At 46.5% G+C, this 23,569-nt stretch carries 25 protein-coding genes, 1 pseudogene and 1 riboswitch; of the genes and pseudogenes, 16 read left to right on the forward strand and 10 right to left on the reverse strand.

The features are described from left to right. Positions 1-193: 193 nt before the first annotated feature. Positions 194-1,750 carry an ABC-F family ATP-binding cassette domain-containing protein gene (locus ADU24_RS11100; protein WP_053366694.1) on the reverse strand — a complete coding sequence of 519 codons (1,557 nt, stop codon included), beginning with the start codon at positions 1,748-1,750 and terminating at the stop codon, positions 194-196. Between the two features lie 192 nt (positions 1,751-1,942). On the opposite strand from ADU24_RS11100, the gene ADU24_RS11105 reads away from it, so the two are divergent. Then, entirely contained in the window at positions 1,943-2,383 is a 441-nt protein-coding gene (locus ADU24_RS11105; RefSeq protein ID WP_053366695.1) for a GNAT family N-acetyltransferase, read from the forward strand. Positions 2,384-2,585: 202 nt separating this feature from the next. On the opposite strand, the gene ADU24_RS11110 is transcribed toward ADU24_RS11105, so the two are convergent. Together ADU24_RS11110 and ADU24_RS11115 are read right to left on the reverse strand one after the other, a co-directional pair. Continuing rightward, positions 2,586-3,878, reverse strand: a complete 1,293-nt coding sequence (locus ADU24_RS11110; protein ID WP_053366696.1) for a nucleobase:cation symporter-2 family protein — start codon at positions 3,876-3,878, stop codon at positions 2,586-2,588. Then, a complete protein-coding gene (locus tag ADU24_RS11115) occupies positions 3,875-4,471 on the reverse strand; it encodes a xanthine phosphoribosyltransferase (protein ID WP_053366697.1) in 597 nt (198 codons plus the stop codon). Before ADU24_RS11115 ends, ADU24_RS11110 begins: the two co-directional genes overlap by 4 nt. A gap of 119 nt (positions 4,472-4,590) precedes the next feature. Beyond that, a riboswitch (purine riboswitch) is annotated at positions 4,591-4,692 on the reverse strand. A 293-nt stretch (positions 4,693-4,985) separates the two neighbouring features. Here ADU24_RS11115 and ADU24_RS11120 point away from each other — a divergent pair. Then, entirely contained in the window at positions 4,986-6,179 is a 1,194-nt protein-coding gene (locus tag ADU24_RS11120) for a glycine C-acetyltransferase (protein ID WP_053366698.1), read from the forward strand. Between the two features lie 49 nt (positions 6,180-6,228). Beyond that, positions 6,229-7,179: an L-threonine 3-dehydrogenase gene (locus ADU24_RS11125; RefSeq protein ID WP_053366699.1), complete on the forward strand. Its 951-nt coding sequence runs from the start codon at positions 6,229-6,231 to the stop codon at positions 7,177-7,179. Between the two features lie 42 nt (positions 7,180-7,221). Here ADU24_RS11125 and selD read toward each other — a convergent pair whose 3' ends face one another. Next, a complete protein-coding gene (selD, locus tag ADU24_RS11130; RefSeq protein ID WP_197277502.1) occupies positions 7,222-8,289 on the reverse strand; it encodes a selenide, water dikinase SelD in 1,068 nt (355 codons plus the stop codon). 174 nt (positions 8,290-8,463) lie between these two features. Here selD and ADU24_RS23755 point away from each other — a divergent pair. Together ADU24_RS23755 and selA are read left to right on the forward strand one after the other, a co-directional pair. Next, a pseudogene (locus tag ADU24_RS23755) lies at positions 8,464-8,649 on the forward strand (Rdx family protein); the annotation flags it as partial. Between the two features lie 128 nt (positions 8,650-8,777). Then, the gene (gene selA, locus ADU24_RS11140; protein WP_053366702.1) at positions 8,778-10,184 is read left to right on the forward strand and encodes an L-seryl-tRNA(Sec) selenium transferase; all 1,407 of its coding nucleotides are present in this window, start codon (positions 8,778-8,780) and stop codon (positions 10,182-10,184) included. Between the two features lie 85 nt (positions 10,185-10,269). Here the strand turns inward: selA and ADU24_RS22560 are convergent, their stop codons facing one another. Further along, positions 10,270-10,404, reverse strand: coding sequence for a small acid-soluble spore protein P (locus ADU24_RS22560; protein ID WP_082306883.1), 135 nt, complete (start codon positions 10,402-10,404; stop codon positions 10,270-10,272). Positions 10,405-10,552: 148 nt separating this feature from the next. On the opposite strand from ADU24_RS22560, the gene ADU24_RS11145 reads away from it, so the two are divergent. Beyond that, positions 10,553-10,813, forward strand: coding sequence for a hypothetical protein (locus tag ADU24_RS11145; protein ID WP_053366703.1), 261 nt, complete (start codon positions 10,553-10,555; stop codon positions 10,811-10,813). A gap of 74 nt (positions 10,814-10,887) precedes the next feature. On the opposite strand, the gene sspO is transcribed toward ADU24_RS11145, so the two are convergent. Continuing rightward, positions 10,888-11,037, reverse strand: a complete 150-nt coding sequence (sspO, locus tag ADU24_RS11150; RefSeq protein WP_053366704.1) for a small acid-soluble spore protein O — start codon at positions 11,035-11,037, stop codon at positions 10,888-10,890. A 316-nt stretch (positions 11,038-11,353) separates the two neighbouring features. Here sspO and acnA point away from each other — a divergent pair, with 316 nt between their 5' ends. The 7 genes from acnA (at position 11,354) to ADU24_RS11185 (ending at position 16,558) form a co-directional block, all read left to right on the forward strand. After that, positions 11,354-14,062: an aconitate hydratase AcnA gene (acnA, locus tag ADU24_RS11155; RefSeq protein ID WP_053366705.1), complete on the forward strand. Its 2,709-nt coding sequence runs from the start codon at positions 11,354-11,356 to the stop codon at positions 14,060-14,062. A gap of 191 nt (positions 14,063-14,253) precedes the next feature. Next, positions 14,254-14,781, forward strand: coding sequence for a redoxin domain-containing protein (locus ADU24_RS11160; protein ID WP_053366706.1), 528 nt, complete (start codon positions 14,254-14,256; stop codon positions 14,779-14,781). A gap of 139 nt (positions 14,782-14,920) precedes the next feature. Next, positions 14,921-15,052, forward strand: coding sequence for an FbpB family small basic protein (locus ADU24_RS11165; protein ID WP_053366707.1), 132 nt, complete (start codon positions 14,921-14,923; stop codon positions 15,050-15,052). A 62-nt stretch (positions 15,053-15,114) separates the two neighbouring features. Then, positions 15,115-15,258: an acid-soluble spore protein N gene (locus ADU24_RS11170; RefSeq protein WP_053366708.1), complete on the forward strand. Its 144-nt coding sequence runs from the start codon at positions 15,115-15,117 to the stop codon at positions 15,256-15,258. Positions 15,259-15,413: 155 nt separating this feature from the next. After that, entirely contained in the window at positions 15,414-15,653 is a 240-nt protein-coding gene (gene tlp / locus ADU24_RS11175; RefSeq protein ID WP_053366709.1) for a small acid-soluble spore protein Tlp, read from the forward strand. A gap of 151 nt (positions 15,654-15,804) precedes the next feature. Further along, complete coding sequence (locus ADU24_RS11180) at positions 15,805-16,230, forward strand: acyl-CoA thioesterase (RefSeq protein ID WP_053366710.1); 426 nt, start codon at positions 15,805-15,807, stop codon at positions 16,228-16,230. 16 nt (positions 16,231-16,246) lie between these two features. Continuing rightward, on the forward strand, positions 16,247-16,558 hold the full coding sequence (locus tag ADU24_RS11185) for a hypothetical protein (protein WP_053366711.1): 312 nt from the start codon (positions 16,247-16,249) through the stop codon (positions 16,556-16,558). Between the two features lie 17 nt (positions 16,559-16,575). On the opposite strand, the gene ADU24_RS11190 is transcribed toward ADU24_RS11185, so the two are convergent. The 4 genes from ADU24_RS11190 to plsY form a co-directional block, all read right to left on the reverse strand. After that, positions 16,576-16,863: a HesB/YadR/YfhF family protein gene (locus ADU24_RS11190; protein WP_053366712.1), complete on the reverse strand. Its 288-nt coding sequence runs from the start codon at positions 16,861-16,863 to the stop codon at positions 16,576-16,578. A gap of 88 nt (positions 16,864-16,951) precedes the next feature. Next, positions 16,952-18,088: a CapA family protein gene (locus tag ADU24_RS11195; protein ID WP_053366713.1), complete on the reverse strand. Its 1,137-nt coding sequence runs from the start codon at positions 18,086-18,088 to the stop codon at positions 16,952-16,954. 472 nt (positions 18,089-18,560) lie between these two features. Continuing rightward, entirely contained in the window at positions 18,561-18,761 is a 201-nt protein-coding gene (locus ADU24_RS11200; protein WP_053366714.1) for a hypothetical protein, read from the reverse strand. Between the two features lie 429 nt (positions 18,762-19,190). After that, complete coding sequence (gene plsY / locus ADU24_RS11205; RefSeq protein WP_053366715.1) at positions 19,191-19,784, reverse strand: glycerol-3-phosphate 1-O-acyltransferase PlsY; 594 nt, start codon at positions 19,782-19,784, stop codon at positions 19,191-19,193. 402 nt (positions 19,785-20,186) lie between these two features. Between plsY and chrA the strand changes: the two genes are divergently transcribed. The 3 genes from chrA (at position 20,187) to ADU24_RS11220 (ending at position 23,308) form a co-directional block, all read left to right on the forward strand. After that, entirely contained in the window at positions 20,187-21,365 is a 1,179-nt protein-coding gene (chrA, locus tag ADU24_RS11210) for a chromate efflux transporter (RefSeq protein ID WP_053366716.1), read from the forward strand. A 241-nt stretch (positions 21,366-21,606) separates the two neighbouring features. Next, complete coding sequence (locus ADU24_RS11215; protein WP_053366717.1) at positions 21,607-22,773, forward strand: PAS domain-containing sensor histidine kinase; 1,167 nt, start codon at positions 21,607-21,609, stop codon at positions 22,771-22,773. A gap of 121 nt (positions 22,774-22,894) precedes the next feature. Further along, positions 22,895-23,308, forward strand: a complete 414-nt coding sequence (locus ADU24_RS11220) for a CoA-binding protein (protein ID WP_053366718.1) — start codon at positions 22,895-22,897, stop codon at positions 23,306-23,308. The last annotated feature ends 261 nt before the right edge of the window (positions 23,309-23,569 follow it).

Genomic DNA, 23,569 nt, shown 5'->3' on the forward strand with positions numbered 1-23,569 from the left:
AACCTTCGTTCCAATCACCCAGCTTCCCAAACATAAGGGTGTAATTATTAATTCAACCTACCTATAGTTATTTGTCTTCCTAAGGGTTTTAAATTGAGCTTTAAAAGTTTTCCACTGGAGACGTGACTTCATATGATTCAGAAAAAAACGAAACAAAACCCCGATCCAATAGAACCGGGGCGGAAATTTACGCTTATTTATTTACCTGCATCGACCATTCTTCAACATTCCAAACCCGTGTTACCCAGCCTTCATAAAAATCAGGCTCGTGGCAGACAAGGACGATCGTGCCCTTGTAATTTTTCAAGGCGCGCTGCAATTCTTCCTTTGCCGTCACGTCGAGATGGTTCGTCGGCTCGTCGAAAAGAATCCAGTTGCTTTCGTGCATCATCAGCTTGCATAGGCGGACCTTTGCTTGCTCTCCGCCGCTCAGTTGGCTTAACGGGCGGGAAATATGCTCATTTTTCAAGCCGCAGCGGGCGAGTGCGGCGCGGACCTGATGCTGGTCGAGATTCGGGAACTCATTCCAGACGTCATCGATCGGGGTGATATCCATAGCTTTCACTTCCTGTTCGAAATAAGAAGGGAAGAGGAAGTCACCGTGTTCAATTTTGCCTCCAAGCGGAGAAATTTTCCCGAGCATCGTTTTTAACAGCGTTGATTTCCCGACGCCATTGCAACCGACAATCGCAATTTTTTCCCCTTTTTCAATCACCATGTCCATTTTGGGCAAAAGAGGGTGGGAGTAGCCAATTTCAAGATCCTTCGCTTCAAAAACAAACCGGCTGCTGCTGCGCGCTTCCTTGAATTCGAACGTCGGTTTCACCGCGTTTTCCGGTCGGTCGATCCTCTCCATGCGGTCAAGCTGCTTTTGGCGGCTTTTCGCGCGGCCTGTTGTCGAGTAGCGGGCCTTATTTTTCGCAATGAATTCTTCCTGTTTCTTAATAAACTCCTGTTGCTTTTCGTACGCGTTGATATGCTGGTTCTTATTGATTTCCGCAAGCTCAAGGAATTTCTCATACGAAGCCGTATAGCGTGTCAGTTTTGAAAATTCCAAATGGAAAATTGTATTCGAAACCGAATTCATAAACTCCGTATCATGTGATATGAGCAGGAACGCATATGGATATTCCTTCAAATAGCCGGACAACCAGCGGATATGCTCGACATCGAGGTAGTTGGTCGGCTCGTCAAGGAGAAGGACTTTTGGCTGTTCGAGCAACAGCTTGGCAAGCAAAACTTTGGTCCGCTGCCCGCCACTCAAAGCCGCGACATCCCTGTCAAGGCCGATTGCATCCAGCCCAAGCCCCCGTGCCGCTTCTTCTATTTTCATATCAAGCGTGTAGAAACCGCCAGCGTCAAGCGCATCCTGGATTTCACCCATCCGCTCAAGCAATACTTCAAGCTCTTCAGGAGTCGCGTCGCCCATTTTAGCGATGACTTCATTCAATTCCTTTTCTTTTTCAAAAAGAGGGAGGAAGGCGTCCCGTAAAACGTCCCGCATCGTCCGTCCAGGAGTCAGGGCGGTATGCTGGTCAAGATATCCATATTCAACACCAGGCGTCCAATCAACTTTCCCGCTGTCATGGATCAGCTGGTTTGTGATGATATTCATTAAGGTCGATTTGCCGACGCCGTTCGCTCCGACGAGGCCGACATGATCCTCAGCCAGAAGGCGGAAGGAAACATCTTTAAAGAGGATGCGATCCCCGAATGTATGACTTAACTTTTCAACTGTTAATAGGGCCATGTTTGTTCTTTTCCTCACTTTATCTAAAAAATACACCTATTTTCCTATCATACAAGATTTTACGGAAAACGGCTATAGGAAGGAATGGAAAACCTTTGGCGCCACTGTGTGTACATGCCGTTTTTTTAAAAAGAGGGAATTAACATTGGCAGAAAGAATACTTAGATGCCAAGAGAAAAAGGGGGAATGGACATGAATGTGAAGTTGGTTGAACTGACGAAGGACAACTGGGAAGAGTGCGCGGCACTCACGGTCGTGGAGGAACAGAAGGGATTTATGGCATCCAATCTATATTCAATTGCCGAAGTGCAGTTTCTAGAGAACTTCGAAGCACTCGGCATCCATAACGGGGAAGAGATGGTTGGTTTCGCTATGGCGGGGCTTGACCCGGACGACAACAATTACTGGATTTACCGGTTTATGATTGACAAATCGTTCCAGGGCAGGGGGTACGGAAAGAAAGCGATGGAGGCGCTGATTGAATGGCTGAAAATAAAAGAAGGATGCAAACTAATAATGGTGGGCTACAATCCTGACAATGTGGCCGCGGAGAAGCTCTACAGATCGGCCGGATTCAAGGACAGAGGACTTGCCCCATGGGGAGAGAAGCTTTCCGGGCTGCATGTTTTATAGGCAGAAATACAATAGCACATATTTTCAAGATAAACAGAAATAAATTTCGAATAGAACGAAAAATCGTTCAATGATATCCGAAAATTTTTTCGTGCCATCACTTATGTTTTCTGTTGAGTGAAATATTGTTTATAGCATGTGCACAAAAGTTTACTTAAGCAAAAAGGGTGGAGCAAATATTTTGCTCCACCCTTTTTGCAATTTACACTTTTACGGCCTCAGACCTTTGTGACGGCTTAAAGACGTTAAAGAACAGATTCAGGACGATGGCTGTAATGCTTCCCGCAACAATTCCGTTGTTCGTAAGGATTTTGACGCCTTCGGGAAGTTGGCTGAAGAAATCCGGTACAGCTGTAACGCCAAGCCCAATGCCAACCGAGCAAGCGATAATCAACAGGTTTTCCTGTGAAGCGAATTCCACCTTGCTCAGCATTTTGATTCCATATGCGATAACCATTCCGAACATCGCAACCATCGCTCCTCCCAAAACCGGAGTTGGAATGACCGTTGTCAGAGCCGCGATTTTCGGGACAAGGCCGAGCACCACAAGCATCGCGCCGGCTGTATAAATGACATTTTTACTCTTTACGCCCGAAAGCTGGACGAGCCCTACGTTCTGGGAATAAGTCGTATAAGGAAACGCATTGAAAATGCCGCCCAATACAATTGCCGCACCCTCAGCCCGATAGCCCTTTGCCATTTCCTCATCTGTTAGCTTTCTTTCGCAAATATCCGCAAGCGCCAAATACACGCCTGTCGCTTCTACAATTCCGACGATTGCAACGAGAATCATGGTTAGGATCGGGACCGCATGGAATTCCGGGGCAGCGAAATAAAACGGCTCGGGCAATTTGAACCACGAAGCTTCCCCAACTGCCGCCAAATTGACCTTCCCGGTGAATGAAGCAACGATCGTACCGGCAGCCAGTCCCAGCAGGATGGAGATCGACCGAATGAATCCTTTGGCAAAACGATACATGGCCAGGATAAATAATAGTGTTCCGAACGAAAGCGCAATGTTTGTAAACGAGCCGAAATCCTTGCTTCCAACTCCGCCAGCCATATCGTTCATCGCGACAGGAATGAGAGTGATCCCAATAACCGTTACGACCGAACCGGTTACGACCGGCGGGAAAAACCTCAGGAGCTTACTGAATATCCCGGCACTCAGGACCACGAACAATCCTGATGCGATAATTGCTCCGTAAATGGCCGCCATCCCGTATTGGCTGCCGATCGAGATAATCGGGCCCACCGCGGTGAATGTGCAACCGAGGACGATGGGAAGGCCGATTCCAAAAAACCGGTTTTGCCAAACCTGGAGAATCGTCGCAATGCCACACATGACAATATCAACCGAAACGAGATAAGTCAGTTGCGCGCTGTCCATTTTCAGCGCATTCCCAACAATCAGGGGAACGATGACCGCGCCAGCATACATGGCAAGAACGTGCTGGATTCCAAGCGAGGATGTCTTTGCTACCCCATTTCTCATAGCGCAATTCCCTCCGAGATTTCATTTAAAAATGTGACCTTTCCATTTTTCAACGACTCAATCCTCGCAAGCGATTCAACACGAACACCTTTTGAATCAAGCAACTTTCTTCCTGTTTGAAACGATTTTTCAATCACGATTCCTATTCCGCCTATCTTTGCTCCGGCGTCTTCCGCAAGCTTCAGCAATGCAAGGGCCGCCTGGCCATTCGCAAGGAAGTCATCAATAATCAGGATTTTGTCTGCCGGGGAAATGAATTTCGATGCAATCGATATTTCCGTTGTTTCCTGCTTTGTAAATGAGTAGACACTTGCAGTCAGGAGCCCGTCGGTCATAGTAAGCGACTTTCTTTTTCTCGCAAAAATAACCGGCACATCCAACTCAAGGCCTGCCATGACAGAAGGGGCGATGCCGGATGATTCCAGCGTCAAAATTTTTGTAATCCCGTCCGCTGCAAAACGCGCTGCGAATTCCTTGCCGATATCGCGCATTAAAAACGGATCAACCTGATGGTTCAGAAATGCATCCACCTTTAAAACGTCCTCCGAAAGCACCCGGCCTTCCTCAATGATTTTTCTCTTTAAGCTCTCCATAATGAACCCCCTGTAATGTAAAAATGCAAAAAGCCCAAAGGCTACGCTTCCGGGAATAGGAAGCAATAGCCTTCGGGCTTATAAAAAACCAAAAGGTAAAGAGGATGAGCCAAAACAGCCATCCGTCCATTGCCACCCATAGTCGGCCCGTTTACGGCGGTCCGGTAGAAACTTGCAGGCCATATTCCTGCGATTATACGAGTGAGTTTTATAAAAGTAAGGCTAATTATAACATGAGGGACGGCATTTGCAACGATTTTATAATAGTCTAATTCCTTCTGTAAAACCGATGATTCCAAATGTAAGCGTATACAAAAATAACGGAATAATGATAAAATTAGTGTAAGAGTGTCCTTCCAGTATGAACAAAAAAGAAAATATGCTATAGTAAAAAGGGAATGAATCGCTTTAATTCCCTGTAAAATCAAGGTTCATTAGTGTCCTTACCACAAGGACACCTGTCTACATACCCGCAACATCCTACAACTAAATCCAAAGATAAGGAGAGATTTCAATGTCGAGCAAAACTCTTGAGCAATTCCTGAACGAAAACCTGGAAGATTTAAAAGCAAAAGGGCTTTACAATGTGATTGACCCGCTCGAAAGCCCGAATGGACCGATGATTAAAATTAACGGAAGGGAGCTAATCAACCTTTCTTCCAATAACTACCTTGGCCTTGCGACGGACGAGCGCCTGAAAAAGGCTGCAGAACAGGCGATTGAAGACTATGGCGTAGGCGCAGGGGCGGTCAGGACAATTAACGGAACGCTTGAATTGCATGTCAAATTGGAGGAAAAGCTTGCTGAATTTAAGGGGACAGAAGCAGCGATTGCCTACCAGTCCGGTTTCAACTGCAATATGGCAGCAATCTCGGCGGTCATGGACAAAAACGATGCCATTTTGTCAGACGAGCTGAACCACGCTTCCATCATTGACGGCTGCAGGCTCTCCCGCGCGAAAATTATCCGCTACAACCATTCGGATATGGATGATTTGCGCGCAAAGGCTAAGGAAGCCCGCGAATCAGGGCTTTATAAAAAATTGATGGTCATTACGGATGGCGTCTTCTCGATGGACGGCGATATCGCACTGCTTCCTGAGATCGTCGAAATCGCAGAAGAATTTGATTTGATGACGTATGTTGATGATGCCCATGGCTCCGGTGTCCTTGGAAAAGGCGCGGGTACGGTCAAGCATTTCGGGCTTCAGGATAAAATTGATTTCCAAATTGGCACCTTGTCCAAAGCCATTGGCGTTGTCGGCGGCTATGTAGCGGGCAAACAGAACCTGATTGATTGGCTAAAAGTTAGGAGCCGGCCATTCCTTTTCTCAACATCATTGACACCTGCTGATGTTGCCGCATCTATTAAATCAATTGAAATTTTAACTGAAAGCACCGAATTGAACGAAAAGCTTTGGGAAAATGGCAATTATCTGAAAAAAGGCTTAAAGGAGCTCGGCTTTAATATCGGCGATAGCGAAACACCGATTACTCCATGCATTATCGGTGAAGAAAACCTGACCCAGCAATTCAGCAAACGGTTGAACGAAGAAGGCGTTTACGCCAAATCGATTGTATTCCCGACGGTTCCGGCCGGCACTGGGCGGGTACGGAATATGCCTACTGCTGCACATACAAAGGAAATGCTCGACAAAGCCATTTCCATTTATGAAAAGGTCGGGAAAGAAATGGGCGTAATCAAGTAATTACGCCATACAGCGAATGCATGATGCATTTAGGGGAGGAAAATAGAGAATGAAACGAATATTGCTTACCGGGGCGCTTGGCCAAATTGGTTCCGAGCTGACGATGAAGCTGAGGGATATTTACGGAAACGACAACGTCATCGCGACAGATATTAGATTGAATCCGGATAATGAAGCCGCAACGAGCGGCCCGTTTGAAATCCTCGATGTAACCGACGGCAAGCGGATGGCCGAAATAGCTAAACAATACAATGTTGATGCAATCATGCATTTGGCGGCATTATTGTCCGCGACGGCAGAAGCAAAACCGCTATTTGCCTGGAATCTGAACATGGGCGGCCTGATGAACGCCCTTGAAACAGCAAGGGAGCTGAACGCGCAGTTTTTCACGCCAAGCTCGATTGGGGCTTTTGGCCCGTCCACGCCTAAAGAGAACACACCCCAGGATACTATTATGCGCCCAACGACTATGTATGGGGTAAACAAAGTGGCCGGTGAGCTTTTATCAGACTATTATCACCACAAGTTCGGAGTCGACACACGGGGCGTAAGGTTCCCGGGGCTTATTTCGTATGTTGCTCCTCCGGGCGGCGGTACGACGGATTATGCGGTTGAAATATTTTACGAAGCTGTTAAAAATAAAAAATACACTTCGTTCATCGACAAAGGCACTTTCATGGATATGATGTATATGCCAGATGCCCTAAACGCCATCATCAACCTGATGGAAGCCGATCCGGCAAAACTTGTCCACCGGAACTCATTCAACGTTACCGCAATGAGCTTTGATCCGGAAAAATTGGCAGCTGAAATCAGGAAGCACATTCCTGAATTTGAGTTGTCCTATAATGTTGATCCCGTACGCCAAGGAATAGCTGACAGCTGGCCAAATTCCCTGGATACATCTGCCGCGGCGGAAGAATGGGGCTTTAAGGCCGAATACGACTTGGCCCGCATGACAGCCGATATGCTTGATAAGTTAAAGGCAAAATTAGCGTAAGAGGAAAATGAAAAACGGCAGCCCTAAAGGCTTGCCGTTTTTTCATTTTTCGACATAAATAAGCTTTTCTTTCTTTTCCGTAACCTTCCCAACGATGGCGGCTTCCTTCAACCCAACCGAATGGAGGTCCGATACATACAGTTCCGCCTCTTCAGCCGGCATGGATACAAGCAAGCCCCCGGATGTAATCGCATCACAGGCAACAAGCTGCTCTTCAAGTGAAAGGCCGCTGTATTCGATATCATCCTTGAGCCAGGAATGGTTGGACTTTGTCCCGCCAGGAACGATTCCAGCCCGGGCAAGTTCAAGGGAGCCCTCCAAAAATGGGACGCTTGAAAAATCAAACTCAAAGCTGACGGAACTTCCCCGCGCCATTTCGCTGCCATGGCCGAGCAGACCGAATCCGGTTACATCGGTTACGGCATGGGGATGATACTTTTTCAATGCTTCCGCCGCAGTTTTATTCAGGAGCGCCATCGTCTCGGTTACCTTTTTTTCCTGCTCGGGAGAGACGGCACCGCGTTTAATGCCAGTCGTCAGGATGCCGACGCCGATAGGCTTTGTTAAAACAAGTACGTCACCGGGAACGGCGCCGACGTTTTTCCAAACCTTTTCAGGATGGACTATCCCTGTGACCGAAAGGCCGAATTTCGGTTCCTGGTCATCTATGGAATGGCCGCCGACAGTAATTGCTCCGGCTTCCTTCACTTTTTCCGCGGCTCCGCGAAGAATTTCGGAAAGCATTTCTGCTCCGAGTTTTTTGATCGGATATCCGACAATATTCAGCACCGTTTTTGGCTCTCCCCCCATCGCATAGACATCGCTAAGTGAATTGGCCGCGGCGATTTGGCCAAACATATAGGGATCGTCGACGACCGGGGTGAAGTAATCAACCGTCTGTATTAACGCAATTGAATCTGTAAGTTGATAAACTCCCGCATCATCCGATGTTTCGTGGCCTACCAAGAGTTCCGGTACTGGGTCTTGCTTTGGCAATAGGCGCAAAACTTGCGCCAGGTCCTCTGGACCAATTTTGCAGCCTCAACCTGCTTTAGTCGATAAAGAGGTCAGGCGAATCTTATCCTGCTCGCTCAATTTGTCCACCTCCATTCCATAGTATACCTTTTGGGACGGATTTCCGCACGCAAGCAAGCATATGATTTGCTTACGATTTTCGGTATATACTAAAATGGCTTTATCTAACAATAGAGAATGATGGAGGTTTTTGTCATGAGGAACCTGGAAGTTAAAATCGAATTTTGCATGATGTGAAACTACGCGCCAAAAGCCGCGGGTCTCGCGGAGGATTTATTCACACATTTTCGCCGGGATATCGGGAAAATGGAACTCATTCCTGCCTCTGGTGGAATTTTTGAGGTATACGTAAATGGCGATAGGATTTATTCTAAGGATGAAACAGGCGTTTTCCCTAAGTCCGATGACATTATTACGAAATTGGAATCTCTTTAATGCAAAGCTCTCCCAAAGAAGCCTTCGGGAGAGTTTTTCTTTGCCCAAAACACCCAAGAGGGAGGTTTTGCCCATATGCAAAAATGCTATAATGGAATCATTATTCTTTTGGTGAAGGAGTTTTTCGATTGAAACATTTGCTTCGTTCAATCCCGCCCATTCACGAGCTCCAACAGGACATCCGTTTCCAGAGCATTATGGAAGAAACAGGCCTGGAATCCAGGGAGCTTGTTCGCCATGTCCGTTCAGGCATAGACGAAATACGGGAAGCTATCGTAAACGGCTCTTGGTCCGGACCATCTCCCGGAACCGGTGCATTTTTGAATGAATTCTTTTCCCGGCTAAAAGACTGTGTCGCGAAAGATTTTTCCTATACACTTAAGAAAGTCATTAATGCAACCGGTACAATTCTGCATACAAACCTTGGCAGGGCGAGGCTGAGCGATGAAGCGATCCGCCACGCAGCAGAAGTGGCAGGGAATTATTCGAACCTTGAATACAAGCTGGAAGAAGGAGAGAGAGGCTCGCGGCACAGCCATATCGAGAAGCTCCTGACAGAAATAACCGGTGCGGAAGCGGCCATGGTTGTGAATAATAACGCAGCAGCAGTTTACCTGATTCTTCGGGCTCTCGCACAGAATAAGGAAGTTATCGTTTCACGAGGGCAACTAGTCGAAATCGGCGGTTCTTTCAGAATTTCATCCATCATGGAGGAGAGCGGCGCGCAACTCGTCGAAATCGGGACGACGAACAAAACCCATCTTTTCGATTATGAAGACGCCATTTCGGAAAATACGGCCATGATCATGAAAGTCCATACGAGCAACTTCAAAACAATCGGTTTTACAAAAACAGTCGATACGCTTGAGCTTTCTTGCCTGGCCGCCGCCCATAAGGACATTTTATTTTACGAAGACCTTGGAAGCGGGGCATTGTATGATTTCCGGAAGCATGGAATCGGCGAGGAACCCCATGTGAGGGAAGTGATTGAAATGGGAGCGGATATCGTCTCATTCAGCGGGGACAAACTCCTTGGCGGCCCTCAAGCGGGTATCATTGCGGGAAAGAAACACCTCATTGACAAATTGAAGAAACATCAGCTTGCTAGGGTAGTAAGGGTCGATAAAATGACACTCGCCGCATTGGAGGGTACCTTGCTCGCATATGCCAAGGGTGAAAAAGGAATGTTGGGCATACCGACGATCAGGAACCTTTTGACAGGGCCCGAAGAACTGAAGGAACGGTCCAATGCCTTCATTCAGGCGCTTACGGAAAAGACGGTCAGCTACAAGGTAAAGGCGGTTCCGGCTGAAGGCCAGGTTGGAGGGGGGACCATGCCGGATGTCAGCCTGCCATCGTATGCAGTTTCCCTTTCCCATGAGTCCCTATCGGCAGAGCAGCTTGCCACTAAACTAAGGAAGGATGCAATCGAACCAATCATTGTGCGTATCCAGAACGAGGAAGTATTGATTGATTTACGCTCGGTGACGCCACTGGAAGTAGAAACGATAATTGAATCTTTAACCATGTGGTGAAGAAAACGGAAGATGCCGGTTAGCCCCTGCAAGTAACAGGGGCCTTTTATTGTAAAAAAATACGTGTCTGGCTTAAGGGCTTTCCTTACATATCGTGGTGTGAGTTATGTTTTTGGCGGGAATGCTGGCGGTTTTTCACTTTATGCGATCCGCTCATCGGTTCCGGCTGGCTCACGTTCTGGACATTCTCTGCATTTTGCCTGTTTGGTTTTTTAGCCATTTCAATCCCTCCTTCCTACTTAGGATGGGTAAAGGGCACGTTTCTATGCTGTATAACAGTGGAAGCACCGCCAATCAATCGCTGCATAAATCCTTTGGTGCTGGATAATTTAACGGTACATGCTAAACATCATGAAGGAGTGGACACAATGCCGTACCATAAAAACAAGCAGCAGGCTTTCCAGGCGGCCCAACAGGGAGTCGAGGAAGCAAGGGATTTATTTGCTGAGATCGTCCGTGACAGCGCAAGCTATGGGCATCAGCTCAAGCATTTAAAAAATGAAGTGAATGAAGCATATCAGCAAATCGAAAACGCCATGGAAGTTGCCTCAGAACACCAGCGGCAACAATTGGAACAGTTCCGCCACGATTTACAGAGAATGGTTGAGGAAGTAAATAATTTTAATTGATGGCGCTCTAATTTAAACCGCTATTGCAAAAAAAAACAGGCTGTGTGCCTGTTTTTTTGTCGTAATTGATCAACTTACTGGTTTTTTTTACGCTTCTTGTTGTTCTGCCTTTCCATTTCGGTCAAAGGCTCGTTTCCGGCTTCTTCATTGTATCCCGTGCCCATTCCCTGTGCCTTTGCGGCATTCATCCCGGGACGGACATGATTTGCCCTTCTCCTGGCCATGCTCTCACCCCCATATGCTATTCTTCCCCATAAAAGCGAGGAAGATTTAACCCTTTTTCACAATAGTATTTTTGGCTGCCAAGAAGGGCGGTGGACCGGACAAAGCCTTGCTTTTACAAGGAAAATAAACAGCACACGATTTACCATAAGAAAAACTTATTATTTTTTATAACTTTCCGGTCATTTACTCTTTTACCAGTCTGTAATACGATATAATTGTGAGAAAAGTCGCGAAGGAACCATTTAATTCAAACCTTTCGACTTTTATAAATTTTTCCTTTATTATTGGATTGATGAATTGAAGGGGGTATTACATATGGCGAAAAATGATGTATTCAATGCCCGCTCTACATTTGAAGCAAACGGTAAGCAATATCATTATTACCGTCTTGCCGCTCTTGAAGAAGCAGGCGCAGGCAATGTTTCCAGGCTGCCATATTCCATTAAAGTATTACTGGAATCCGTCCTTAGGCAGCATGATGGACGTGTTATTACAAAAGAACATGTTGAAAACCTCGCAAAATGGGGCACAAACGACGTTAGGGAAGTGGATGTTCCATTCAAACCTTCCCGTGTCATTCTTCAGGACTTTACTGGCGTCCCGGTTGTAGTTGACCTTGCATCCCTTAGGAAAGCGGTTGCAGACCTTGGCGGCGACCCGGATAAAATCAATCCTGAGAAAACGGTTGACCTTGTAATTGACCACTCGGTGCAGGTTGACCAATACGGCGGACCAGGATCACTTGAAGCGAACATGGTTCTTGAATTCGAACGAAACGCAGAGCGCTACCAGTTCCTTAACTGGGCACAAAAAGCATTCAACAACTATCGCGCCGTCCCGCCTGCAACAGGGATTGTCCACCAGGTAAACCTTGAGTACCTTGCGGATGTTGTCCACGTTGCCAAAACAGCGGAGGGTGAACTTGAAGCTTATCCGGACACGCTCGTCGGTACCGACTCCCATACAACAATGATCAACGGCCTGGGCGTACTTGGCTGGGGTGTTGGCGGCATCGAAGCCGAAGCCGGCATGCTCGGGCAACCGTCTTATTTCCCTGTGCCTGAAGTAGTTGGCGTCAAGCTTGTCGGGACTCTTCCGAACGGAGCGACAGCCACCGACCTTGCATTGAAAGTGACTCAGGTTCTCCGCAGCAAGGGAGTAGTAGGCAAATTTGTTGAGTTCTTCGGGCCAGGAGTATCCGCGCTACCGTTGGCGGACCGCGCGACGATTGCGAACATGGCTCCTGAATATGGCGCAACTTGCGGGTTCTTCCCGATCGATGATGAATCGCTTGACTATTTGCGCCTGACTGGCCGCGATGAGGAACAGATTAAAGTAGTTGAAGCATACTGCAAGGCAAATGGCCTGTTCTTTAATCCGGCAGAAGAGCCTGTTTATACAGATGTAGTCGAGCTCGACCTTTCCATCATTGAAGCGAATCTTTCAGGCCCTAAGCGCCCGCAGGATTTGATTCCTCTTTCAAAAATGAAAGAAGAGTTCGTCAAGGCTGTCAGCGCCCCGCAAGGCAACCAGGGCTTTGGCTTGAAGGAAAAAGAACTTGATAAAGAAGTGAATGTAACATTCCATAATGGTGACCAAACAGCGATGAAAACCGGTGCTGTTGCTATTGCAGCTATTACAAGCTGTACAAATACATCCAACCCTTATGTTCTTGTAGGTGCCGGCCTTGTGGCAAAGAAAGCTGTCGAACTTGGAATGGAAGTTCCGAAGTTTGTTAAAACATCCCTCGCTCCGGGATCGAAAGTTGTTACAGGCTACCTTCGCGATTCAGGTTTGCTTCCATACCTCGAACAGCTTGGTTTCAACCTTGTTGGCTACGGCTGTACGACTTGTATCGGAAACTCAGGCCCACTTCGTGAAGAAATTGAAAAAGCCGTTGCCGAGAACGACCTTCTAGTTACTTCCGTCCTTTCAGGGAACCGTAACTTTGAAGGCCGGATCCATCCGCTTGTCAAAGCGAACTATCTTGCTTCCCCGCCGCTTGTCGTTGCTTACGCTCTTGCAGGCAATGTCAACGTTGACTTCAACAGTGAGCCAATCGGCAAGGACAGGAACGGCAATGATGTGTTCTTTAAAGATGTATGGCCATCAACCGAAGAAGTCAATGAATTGGTCCGCCGGACAGTAACTCCTGAATTATTCAGGAAAGAATACGAAAACGTGTTCAGCGACAACGAGCGCTGGAATGAAATCAAAACAAGCAATGAGCCACTGTATACATGGGATGCAGATTCAACTTACATTCAGAATCCTCCATACTTTGAAGGGCTTTCCCCTGAGCCAGGCCATGTTGAGCCGCTTACAGGGTTGAGGGTAGTCGCGAAGTTTGGCGATTCCGTAACAACCGACCATATTTCACCTGCGGGCGCGATTGGGAAAAACACGCCTGCCGGACAATACTTGCTCGAAAAAGGCGTCCAGCCACGTGATTTCAACTCCTATGGTTCACGCCGGGGCAACCACGAAATCATGATGCGCGGTACATTTGCGAATATCCGAATCCGCAACCAGATAGCGCCAGGCACAGAAGGCGGCTTCACAACCTACTGGCCAACAGGCGAAGTTACAACGATTTTCGATGCATGCATGAAGTACAAGGATGAAGGAACCGGACTTGTTGTTATTGCCGGCAAAGATTACGGAATGGGCTCTTCGCGTGACTGGGCTGCGAAAGGAACAAATCTTCTAGGCATCAAGACGGTCATCGCCGAAAGCTTCGAGCGTATCCACCGTTCCAACCTTGTTATGATGGGCGTCCTTCCGCTTCAGTTTAAGGAAGGAGAAAACGCGGAATCTCTTGGACTGTCCGGAAAAGAAACCTTCACAGTCCATGTGGATGAGAACGTCCGCCCAAGGGATCTTCTAAAAGTGACTGCTGTGGATGAAAAAGGCAAAACGACTGAATTTGAAGTGCTTGTCCGCTTTGATTCGGAAGTGGAAATCGACTACTACCGCCACGGTGGGATCCTTCCAATGGTTCTTCGCGAAAAGCTTAAAGCATAATCTAAATGAACTTAAAAACACCAGGCACCCTTTTGTGCGCCTGGTGTTTTTTATACGATCGCTTTTACACGAGCTCCCCATCCCTCCGAGAAGGCAGTTGTCACATTATCGGCACTATTTTCCCCAAAAGGCATGTTATTTTCCCGCTAGCGATAGAGTAAAATCGGTATAGAGAAAAAGGAGGGGCGTAAGTGGCAAAAAAGTGGATTGCAGGCATATTACTCATCGCATTCATGGTGATAGCGATTGTCCAAGCGCTTGATAAAAAAGAAGAGCCAATGTATTCGGATAAAGCGGCGGTTCAGGGGGTAAAGGTAGGGCAAAAAGCTCCGGATTTTGAACTTAAAACGCTGGCTGGGGAAACTGTTAAGCTTTCAAGCCTAAAAGGAAAAAAAATCATGTTAAACTTCTGGGCAACATGGTGCGGCCCTTGCAAAGCGGAAATGCCGGCAATGGAGCAACTATCCAAGGAAGTGGATAGCAATGTTGCCATTCTGGCCGTCAATATCGATCCTCAATTGGATGTAAAAGGTTTTGTCGAACAGAATGGAATTACGTTTCCAATCCTGCTTGATGAAAAAGATGAAGTGAACACCACGTATCAAGTCATCTCGATTCCAACTACCTATTTTATCGATAGCAACGGAATAATCCAGGATAAATTTATCGGCGCCATGCCGCATGAAGCGATGGTGCAGTACGTTGAAGAATTGAACTAATAAGATGGCCGCCGGGAGTTTCCGGCGGTTTTTGTTAAAGTTCAATTACACTTCAATTAAATTTTCAAAAAGTTGTAATAATTGAAACCGTTTCCGGGCATACTTACTGTTAGAATAGTAGGTAAGGGAAGGTGATACCATGCGAAAGCCTCGGAAACGCTCATTTGCTGAACTTGTTAATGAAAACAAGAACCAAATTTTAAAAGACGAAGCGGCAATGGAAAAAATCGAGCAGCGCCTGGAAGCAAAACGTTTAGGCAAAGCTGAATAAAACATAGTTTTCCAATCATGAAATCATGTCTCTTGGCAAAAATAAAGGCAGGAGGGATGATGATGGGAAATCCGAAGAAAGACAGCAAGCATTTTGTGCCGAGCCATCTTGGGACACAACCGAGGGGGTTCAGCGGCAACAAAGGCAAAAAGATGCAGGATAAATCAGGGGAGCATGCCCAAGTAATCCAGACAAAAGGAGAGTAAGCCGCATAAACCTCTCCGGCATTGCCTCTTAAGTAAAAAACAAATCAAAAGCCCGGGAGACCGGGCTTTTTGCATGGGCGATTTTAAGCTCATATTTTCCCGTGGCACGGTCCATCCTAAAAGGGAACGAATGCACTTTGAAGGAGGAAAACACGATGCCGTTTGGAAATAAGCCGAACCCGGATAACAGAAGCGATAATGTCGAAAAACTGCAGGAAATGATTCAGAACACAATTGAAAACATGGAACGTGCAGAGGAGACAATGGCACTAAGCGATAGTGATGAGACAAGGCGGCAGGTTGAGGAGAAAAACGAACGCAGGCGGGAAAGCATTGAAGCCATGAGGGCGGAAGTTAAGGATGAAGCCCGTGCCAATGGCCCAATGACGGAATAATTGAAAGGAGGGCTTGTATTATGCAACGCCCTCTTTTTCATTAGCCAATACCTCCTCTATCGGCAAAGGGAAGGCTGGTACGTCGCACTTGGCCTGTCGGTATGATAACATAGGAAAAAGATAAAGAGCTTTCAGGAAGTGGGGAAGAACAATGGTAATCAGCGAGACAACCGTTGACGTACGCTACGCGGAAACGGATCAGATGGGCGTCGTCTACCATGCCAACTACCTAGTGTGGATGGAATTGGGTAGGACAAGCTTCATCAGGGACCTGGGCTTCAGCTATGCGAAAATGGAGGAGGATGGGATTATATCCCCCGTTATTGATATCCAGGCTTCATACAAAAAAGCAATGCGCTATGGAGAAAAAGCGACCGTTAAAACGTGGGTGGAGGAATACGATGGTTTCAGGGTCAAATACGGATATGAAATCCTGAATGAAAAAGGGGAACTTTCCGTTACCGGCTTTTCCGTCCATGTGTGCGTAAAGAAAGAAAATTTCCGTCCGATTTCTCTAAAGCGGCATTACCCCGACTGGCACGAGTCCTATTTAAAAGCTTCCAAAAAAGAAGAATGACCAGGGGGAAGAGCTTGTGGCTTTTGGGATTAAAAAGAAGGACGTGCAGGAATGGAAACGGAAGATCGACCTTGGCGAAATTGCTTTCTTGACCCACTACTGGCTGGATGACCGTTTCCCTGGCTGTAAAACCGTCACAAAAGCGGGCTGCAATGACATTGAAAAGCTAGCAGAGTGGGGGAAAAAGCATGGTTTGCGAAAAGAATGGATTCACCACAGGCGTGACGGGTATCCGCATTTTGACTTGATTGGCGAAAAGCAGAAAGAAATCCTTCGCTCGGAAGGCTTGTATGAGCATATTTGGGATCTAAAAAATGGCGGCCTGTAACAGGGCCGCCATTTTTATTAGTGGTACAGGAAGACAGGTTCCAAGCGTTGTTCATCAAGTTCTACTTCCACGTCTTTCCCGTCAAAATACCATAAATCCTTTTCTTCAATATAGAATATTAAACCGCCGCTTTCTGTCGTGACTGCCGCGTCGATAGGCACATCTGAAATAACGCCAAGTGAAAAACCTTTCTGAAGCTGATTAAAGCCGCCATAACGGACAAAGAAACGGATATGCGTTCCATCGTTGGCTTCGAATTCATCTTTATACCACTGCGCCGCTTTGCTGCTAACCTTTAATTTCATGTGAAATGCCTCCTTCTGCGTTTATATTATTTACCAAAATGAGCACTAATGCAAAAATAACAACCCCAAAAAACGAATAGCCCCGTATTTAACGGAGCCATTGATTCATGTGGCGAAGGGTTTCTGCCTGCATTTTTTGAGGGTCAGCAACTCCGTATTGCCGGGCTTTTTCCAGGGGTATAACACGGAAGTCGCGACGGTTTTTCCTGTAGACAAAAGTCGGCTGGAAGGATGGAGAGGCAACTTCCACAGTTGTCCCTTTTTCATTTACCCTTTTAGTCAGCTTAAGTGTAACGAGGCCCCCAATATCCTTGTAATCGCCAATCTGCGCGGATAGGAAGTTGCCGAGCGAGTAGACGACGAACGTCCGTTTTCCATCCTTGCGTTGTATCCATTCCATCGGTTGGAGGACATGCGGATGGGAACCGAAAATAATATCAACCCCCTGGTCCGCCATGAATGCTGCAAGGCTTTTTTGTCCATCAGTCGGAAAGCGCTGGTATTCATTTCCCCAATGCACGCTAACAACAACAGCATCGCTATTCGTTTTAGCCTTGGCGATGTCCTTTTTCATGAGCTCCCGGTCAATTAAATTGACGGCGAAATCCTTGCCTTGCGGAATCGGTATACCATTCGTTCCGTACGTGTACGATAAAAAGGCGAGGCGGATGCCGTTTTTTTTAAGGACGGTTATCTTTTCCCTGCCTTCCTTGCTTATCGCCGTGCCGGTAAAAGGGAGGCCAATATTATTAAAATGGCTAATCTGCGCCTCTACGCCGCGAAAACCTTTATCAAGTGAATGGTTATTCGCGGTTGAAACAATGTCGACCCCGGCATTCATGACAGCGTCCGACAATTCAAATGGGCTGTTGAAGCTAGGGTAGCTTGAAATACCCAAATCAATGCCTCCGACGAGGCTTTCCTGGTTCGCTATCAAAATGTCTGGCGCCTGGAGCATTCCTTTTACCGGTTCGAGCATCGGCTTAAAATTGTATCCATTCCCGGTTTTGGCATCGTTGTAAACATGGTCATGGATTAAGATATCCCCAATAGCGCCAATTGTGGCTGTTTCTATGAGTTCCTTCGGCGCCTCCGAGTATTGGCGTATCTTATGCAGCGTAGGAGCCGGTTTTTCTTTCGTTTCTGGTTGTGAACAGGCGGTTGATAAAAGGACCAAACCAAGTCCAACCACTATCAGTTTTTTCGTAATCGGGAATTCCTTCACTGGAAATCCTCCTGTTAAGCAAATTATTTTCCACTTAGGGCACAGTGATTTATTATAAGTGTTAGCCAAATGTATTTCACCTGATTTTTTTAAAATTCGACAAAAAACGAATATTATTCCTAAAGCGGGGTGACAAAATGTTCACAATTACCGAAGCCGCCTACCAAACAATTGCCAGGTCAATAGAAAATGAAACCCATCCATCCGGCGAAAACCTGTATATCCGCCTGACTATGGGAATTGGCTGAGGTGGGCCAAAGCTGAATCTGTCTCTGGAAGAGCAGAAGTTAACCGATGACCACCAATTCGACTACAAGGACTTGACTTTCCTGATACATGAACACGATCTTGTGTATTTCAACGACACCAAGCTTGATTTTGTAAAAGACGTCTTTGGGAGCGGGCGATTCCAGCTCCTTAAAGTATAAAAAAACGGCGGCCCATGCAAGGGCCGCCGTTTTTCAATGTGCTTTTACCGGAGATCAGTTTCGTCCATTTCTTCAAAGAATTCGATTAATTCTTCAAACGTTTTTGTCACTTTTACCGGATTGCCGGAACAGGACCAATCCGGCGTATATGGATAAAATTCAACAATGAATTCCTCTTTGGAAGGAGCCGGAGTCACGGAAGAAGAAAAGACAAATTCAAACTTCTTGGTATTCAAACCTGACATAGGAATTCTCCTCTCACTTTTACAATTCAAGTATATATCTATTGTAAAAGAAATAAATTCCCATATCCGACAATGATTTGAATTATTCGTGAATTTATCTCTCCCTGTTCATGAGCAAACTGGCACCTTGATGGGAAATGAAATAGAAAACAGTGATCCCACGCCGGCCTTACTTTCGACATGAATGCCAGCTCCGTGTTCCTCAATGATATTTTTCAGATATTCAATCCAATTCCATTTTTCTTTGTTGAAAAGAAGGGGGTGGGGATAGAAGTAGAAGGAACCCTTTTACTATTTCAACGGATTCTTTACTTTCCTGAAAAATTAGTATCGGTTTTCCCAATAAAATTTCGGGCCAAATATTCTTGACCACTTCTGTTTTACTCTTTTTTTAAAATAAAAATGGCCGGAAGGGAGCTTGTCCGCCCCTTACGGCCATTTAACTTTCGGTTCCGTCTTATTCATGATTCTCCTAATGTTCGCCCTATGCCTGTAAAAAACAAATAACGCCAGTATACTAACGATAATAATGAGCGGTACATCCCTTGGAGCAGTCAACAGCGAGTAGGCAATGGCACCAACTCCCGCCAACATGGATGAGAGTGAAACGTATTTTGTAAGAAACAAAGAGAGGATAAAAATGACAAAGATAACTAGAAACATGACAGGCGCGTAAAACAAAAGCACCCCACCGGATGTCGCGACGGCCTTTCCTCCCCGGAACCCGGCAAAAATCGGATACATATGGCCAATAACCGCTATCATGCCTGGAATCAATGCGTTGAAATCATCGTAGCCAAATAGAGTCGGCAGGGCCGCGGCAAGGGTGCCTTTCAGGATATCGGCCAATGTGACGGCAATCCCCGCTTTTGCCCCCAACGTCCTGAATGTATTTGTTCCTCCAAGGTTGCCGCTTCCATGCTGGCGGATATCCTTGTTATAAAAAACCTTTCCGATGATGAGTCCGGAAGGGATGGAGCCGAGCAAATATGCCAGCATACAACAAAGAACTATTCCAATCATACTTAAATCTCCTTTACCTTCTGTTGCTGTTGTTTAGATGGAAGTTTCACTTTATCCCACTCTTAAGGGACAGTAAGCCCCTCCAGGGCAACTGTCCCTAAAGGTCCGATTGGTGAGATACAGTGAAACTTGACGCTGTGGGTTTCAGCGGCTTAGTTGAACCAATCGGGTTCGTAGTGCCGCTTAATCTCCGCCTTAGCGGGGAGTTAGCGGCAGTAGAACGCGGCTAACCATCAGCGGGAAACCACCGCTGATGGAAGTTTCACTTTATTGTACCATTTTCTTTTTAAAACGCCATATAGCCATAATAGGAATTTTTTAAACCTGATAGATTGCCGTTATTTCCTTGGCATGGTGACTGCTTGTTTGCTAGGATAAATGCTAGGAAAGGAAGGCGAAGGAATGAGTACATATAAAAATGAAAAGCGATCCAGTTTGCTGGACATTTTTTTGGTTTCGTTAAAATTGGGCTGTACGTCATTTGGAGGTCCAACCGCCCATATAGGCTATTTTCATAATGAGTATGTTAAAAAGAAAAAGTGGCTGGATGAGCGTGAATTTGCCGAGCTGATTGCTTTATGCCAGTTGCTGCCCGGACCGGCAAGCAGCCAGGCCGGGTTTGGAATCGGCTTGAAACGCGGGGGAGTTGCGGGAGGCATCGCCTCGTTTGCCGGATTTACCTTACCGTCCTTTGTGCTAATGGCGCTATTCGCGTTCGCCCTCACGGGAATCGACCCCGCTGGGAACGGCTGGCTTCACGGTTTGAAAATTGTGGCGGCCGCTGTTGTTCTCCAGGCCGTATATTCTTTAGGCAAAAACTTCGCTTCTACAAAGGCAACAGGCACTATCGCCATCCTTGCTGCTGCGGCGATGTTCCTTTTTCCTTATTCAATCGCACAATTGGCTGTAATGGTAGCGGCGGGTACAGCAGGCTTCCTATTCTGTAAAAAACAAGCAGGAGGGCCGACAGCGGGGACTTTCACCATCGTTCCCCGGAAACTGGCGATTGCCTGCCTCACCGTTTTTTTCCTGTTGTTTCTGCTTTTGCCAGCCATTCGATTTTACGGTATTGAAGCATCACTGGCAGACAGTTTTTACAGGAGCGGCGCTCTCGTATTTGGAGGGGGACATGTCGTCCTTCCGTTACTTGAACGGGAACTTGTCCCAACAGGTTTTATTACAAAAGGCGACTTTCTCGCTGGTTACGGACTTGTCCAGGCGATGCCAGGACCATTATTTACGTTTTCCGCCTATCTGGGGGCTTTGGTTGATGGATGGACAGGTGCAATCATCGCAATACTGGCCGTTTTCCTTCCGGGTTTTTTGCTTCTAATCGCTGTTTTGCCTTTTTGGGAAAAAGTTCGGTCCAAGCCTGCCATCCAATCCGTTGTTGCCGGGTTGAACGCCGGCGTCGTCGGGCTGCTTGGGGGCGCATTTTATGACCCTATCTTCCTCTCATCGATAACAACCAGGATGGATGCGGCTCTCTTCACGTTGTTTTTCGGCATACTCGCCTTTTGGAAAACACCTCCATGGCTTCTCGTTGTTGTTGGAGCTGGAGCAGGGTATGTATTTCTTTAACGGAAATAGGGAAAACTCCGAAACTGACTTTTTTTCTAGTAGGCTTCCTTTAATTTCGTCCAAAAAAAGGCGAACTTTTTACAAATTGATGGACTGTTGCCAAAAGCCCCCATTTGGAATTGAACAATCAGCAAGACATTCCTATAATTTTACATATAGGCGCTTTTAAAGCTTCCGCCGGCCAAGTTATAAACGTAAGGCCGGCTTATTTTTTAAAATCCATTTAAAAGGTTGTGAGTATATGAATTCTTGGGAGGATAAACAAGGGGATTCACCGGCAGCCGTTGCCTTTCCGGAGAGCGAATCCCCACTAGGTATTTTTCTGCTAAATTCCAAAGGATTGTTTACTGCTGTTGAAGGGGAGTGGGAAACGATAACCGGCCTTAATCCAAACGAAACTATCGGCCAAAACTTCCTCGATTTTTTCAGCCCCGACCCTCTTTTAAGGAGTTGCGACACCCTCCTGCCCCTCATCCAAAACGGAAAACACACTTTATTCACCAAAAAAGGACAGACTGCATTCGTTACAGTAACCATGCTGCCAATTTTATTAGATGATGGTTCACTCCAGGGGTATACCGGCGCTTTGGCCCCTCGTCCAGGCTCGACATTACATAAAGAGCATAACTCATTCCAGCCAAATGATCTGATATTTACCCTTAAGGCAAAGATATCTTCGGAAATTGAAAAAAACAGACAAAAAGACGCAATCCTCATTCAACAATCAAGGCTAGCGGCAATGGGAGAAATGCTCGCAAGCATCGGGCATCAGTGGCGGCAGCCTTTGAATAATTTATCAATGCTTTTTCAGGAAGCAAGGGAAGCGCTGGAATTTGGAGAAATCAACGAACAATTTGCCGATATTTTCATAAAAGAAGGGCTAGAACAGGTACAAGTACTCTCCCGGACCATCCACGATATCCGAAGATTTTACCGACGAAACCTGGAAAAGTCGTTCTTCTCCGTAGCGGATGCGATTGAGGATGCATTGTCCCTTTTCTCGCCTAGCCTGAAAAAGCACGAAATAGAGATTGAATTCATCTACAGGGGACAGCAAATGGCGTTCGGCTATCCGAATGAATTCAGCCAGGCAATCCTTAATCTTCTTGCCAATTCGAGGGACGCTTTTGTCCACAAAGGCTCGGAAAACAGGAGAATTTCAATTGCGATTGAAGATAAAGATGGTTTTTCTGAAACCGTATTTACAGACAACACCGGAGGGATCGATCCATCCAACATGGCGCACATCTTTGACCCTCACTTTACAACAAGGGCTGGAAGTACCGGCTTGGGGCTTTATATGGTCAAAACGATCGTCGAGCGCATGAAAGGAAGCGCCAGCGCTGAAAACAATCAATCCGGCACGCTGTTCAGGCTGTCCATCCCAAAAGCATTCAGCAGGGATTGAACCGGAAGATTAGCCCAGCATTCCTCTTGTTGTTTACCTTTTCCGTAAAAAAGCAGAATAATAGGCATTTTTAATGGGAAAAGGTAAACTTAAGCTAAAAGGTTAAGGAGGAAGCGGACGAATGTTGACGTATCCAAGCCGTGAGGAAATAAAGGAAATCCTCAATAAGGCAAAAAGAATCGCTGTTGTTGGCCTAAGCGATAATCCAGAAAAAACATCCTATATGGTATCCGAAGCGATGCAAAAGGCCGGCTACGAAATCATCCCTGTGAATCCGACGATTAAAGAAGCGCTGGGGGTAAAAGCGGTACCATCGCTTAAAGATATTGAGGGCCATGTAGACATCGTTAACGTATTCCGCCGGCCCGAGTATTTGCCCGGTGTCGCCAGGGAATTCGCGGAAATGGATGCAGATGTATTCTGGGCGCAGCTCGGCCTTGAAAGTGAAGAAGCGTATCATTTCCTGAAAGAAAGAGGATATACCGTCATAATGGACCGCTGCATTAAGGTGGAACACGCTTTAACAAGAAGATAACATACTTGAAAACGGCTGCCTGCGGGCGGCTTTTTTCGTCCGGTTCATAACCAAAACAACCCAAATACAAGCAAAATACAAGGAAATTTGAAAGAACTGGTTTGCGAAAACGAAATAAATCGCTACAATAAAGCATAGACGGCAGGACAAGTTATGGTAAAATTAAACTTGCGAACATCCGTTCTCGAACAATATTTCCGGTTATCCCACACTTATTAGGACGTAACCATCATTGAGGGATGGACCCGCTCTGATGGAAGC

Origin of the sequence: Bacillus sp. FJAT-27245 (assembly GCF_001273955.1) — a bacterium.
In the GTDB taxonomy this organism is placed as follows: Bacteria; Bacillota; Bacilli; order Bacillales; family Cytobacillaceae; genus Bacillus_D.